This window comes from Psychrobacillus insolitus (genome assembly GCF_003254155.1).
Taxonomy (GTDB): Bacteria; Bacillota; Bacilli; order Bacillales_A; family Planococcaceae; genus Psychrobacillus; species Psychrobacillus insolitus.
The window spans coordinates 1-2108 of sequence record NZ_QKZI01000027.1 but is presented as its reverse complement, the minus strand read 5'-3'; the positions used below and the strand labels follow the sequence as shown (position 1 = coordinate 2108).

At 39.1% G+C, this 2108-nt stretch carries 1 protein-coding gene; it reads right to left on the bottom strand.

Features of this window, described 5'->3' with window-relative positions; all coding sequences use genetic code 11:
* Nucleotides 1-2108, bottom strand: a 2108-nt coding sequence (locus C7437_RS16685) for an Ig-like domain-containing protein (RefSeq protein WP_146249635.1), incomplete at both ends; no start/stop codon positions are given.

Genomic DNA, 2108 nt, shown 5'->3' with positions numbered 1-2108 from the left:
GTTCCGACTGTTTGAACAGGAATTTCAACCTTAAAGTTTCCATTCACATCAGTAGTAATTGTTCCAATCACTTGATTTAGTTTCTTCACTTCTATGAAACTTTTCGCTTCGGCTTTACCAGTCAGATATGTTGTTTTTGCAGTTATAGTATCTACCACTGGTTTATTTGGTGCGGTTACATCTTTTACTGTTACTTCCTTCACTTCACTCACATTTCCTGCACTATCGGTTGCAGTTACTGTAAGTTTTGTTCCTGCTTTTTGTTTTGCGATCGTAACCGAATATTTCCCTTCGGTCGTTGTTGTAGCTGTTCCTAGTACCGTCGTTCCTACTTTGACTGAAATTGAAGAACCTATTTCTGCTGTTCCTGTTACACTTGTAGCTTTATCTGTTACTTCATTCACAATTGGTAAGGTTGGTGCGGTTATATCTTTAACTGTTACTTCCTTCACTTCACTCACATTTCCTGCACTATCCGTTGCTGTTACTGTAAGTTTGGTTCCTGCTTTTTGTTTCGTAATCGTAACCGAATACTTCCCTTCGGTCGTTGTTGTAGCTGTTCCTAATACCGTCGTTCCCGCTTTTACTATAATGGTAGAACCTGCTTCTGCTGTTCCTATAACACTAGTAGATGTTTCTGTGACTTCATTCACTGTCGGTAAGGTTGGTGCGGTTACATCTTTTACCGTAACTTCTTTCACTTCACTTATATTTCCTGCACTATCCGTTGCTGTTACTGTAAGTTTGGTTCCTGCTTTTTGTTTCGCAATCGTAACCGAATACTTCCCTTCGGTCGTTGTTGTAGCTGTTCCTAATACCGTCGTTCCCGCTTTTACTATAACGGTAGAACCTGCTTCTGCTGTTCCTATAACACTAGTAGATGTTTCTGTGACTTCATTCACTGTCGGTAAGGTTGGTACAGTGACATCTTTTACTGTTACTTCCTTCACTTCACTCACATTTCCTGCACTATCCGTTGCTGTTACTGATAGTTTGGTTCCTGCTTTTTGTTTTGCGATCGTAACTGAATACTTTCCTTCGTTCGTAGTTGTAGCTGTCCCTAATACCGTCGTTCCTGCTTTGACAGTAATTGAAGAACCTATTTCTGCTGTTCCTGTTACACTTGTAGCTTTATCTGTTACTTCATTCACAATTGGTAAGGTTGGTGCGGTTACATCTTTTACTGTTACTTCCTTCACTTCACTCACATTTCCTGCACTATCCGTTGCTATTACTGTAAGTTTGGTTCCTGCTTTTTGTTTCGCAATCGTAACCGAATACTTCCCTTCGGTCGTTGTAGTTGCTGTTCCTAGTACTGTCGTTCCTACTTTTACTATAACGGTAGAACCTGCTTCTGCTATTCCTATAACACTAGTAGATGTTTCTGTGACTTCATTCACTGTCGGTAAGGTTGGTGCAGTTACATCTTTTACTGTAACTTCTTTCACTTCACTCACATTTCCTGCACTATCCGTTGCTGTTACTGTAAGTTTGGTTCCTGCTTTTTGTTTTGCGATCGTAACTGAATACTTTCCTTCGTTCGTAGTTGTAGCTGTCCCTAATACCGTCGTTCCTGCTTTGACGGAAATTGAAGAACCTATTTCTGCTGTTCCTGTTACACTTGTAGCTTTATCTGTTACTTCATTCACAATTGGTGAGGTTGGTGCGTTTATATCTTTAACCGTTACTTCCTTCACTTCACTCACATTTCCATATACGTCTATTATTTCAACTTGTAAAATTACTCCCCCTTCTTGTTGAGGAATAGGAATTCTGAATTCTGAATTACCATAATAGTTGGGTTGAGTAGCAATAATACCTTCTTTATAGACATTAATAGTTGCATTTTCTACATGTTGATTTAAATATCCCCTAATTTCAGTACTATCATCATAAACTGGCTCGATTGCCGGAGCCTCAATATTTAATATCTTCAAAGCTGCGGCTGCATCTACCTTCCCATGACCATAATAAATATCATAGCCCGCACCTCCTAAATCTACAGCAGTTTCTATTAAACGATTTTCAATTTCTATATTCGATAAATTTGGCTCATTTGATTTAATTAATGCGGCTACACCTGCAACTATAGGTGAAGCCATAGAAGT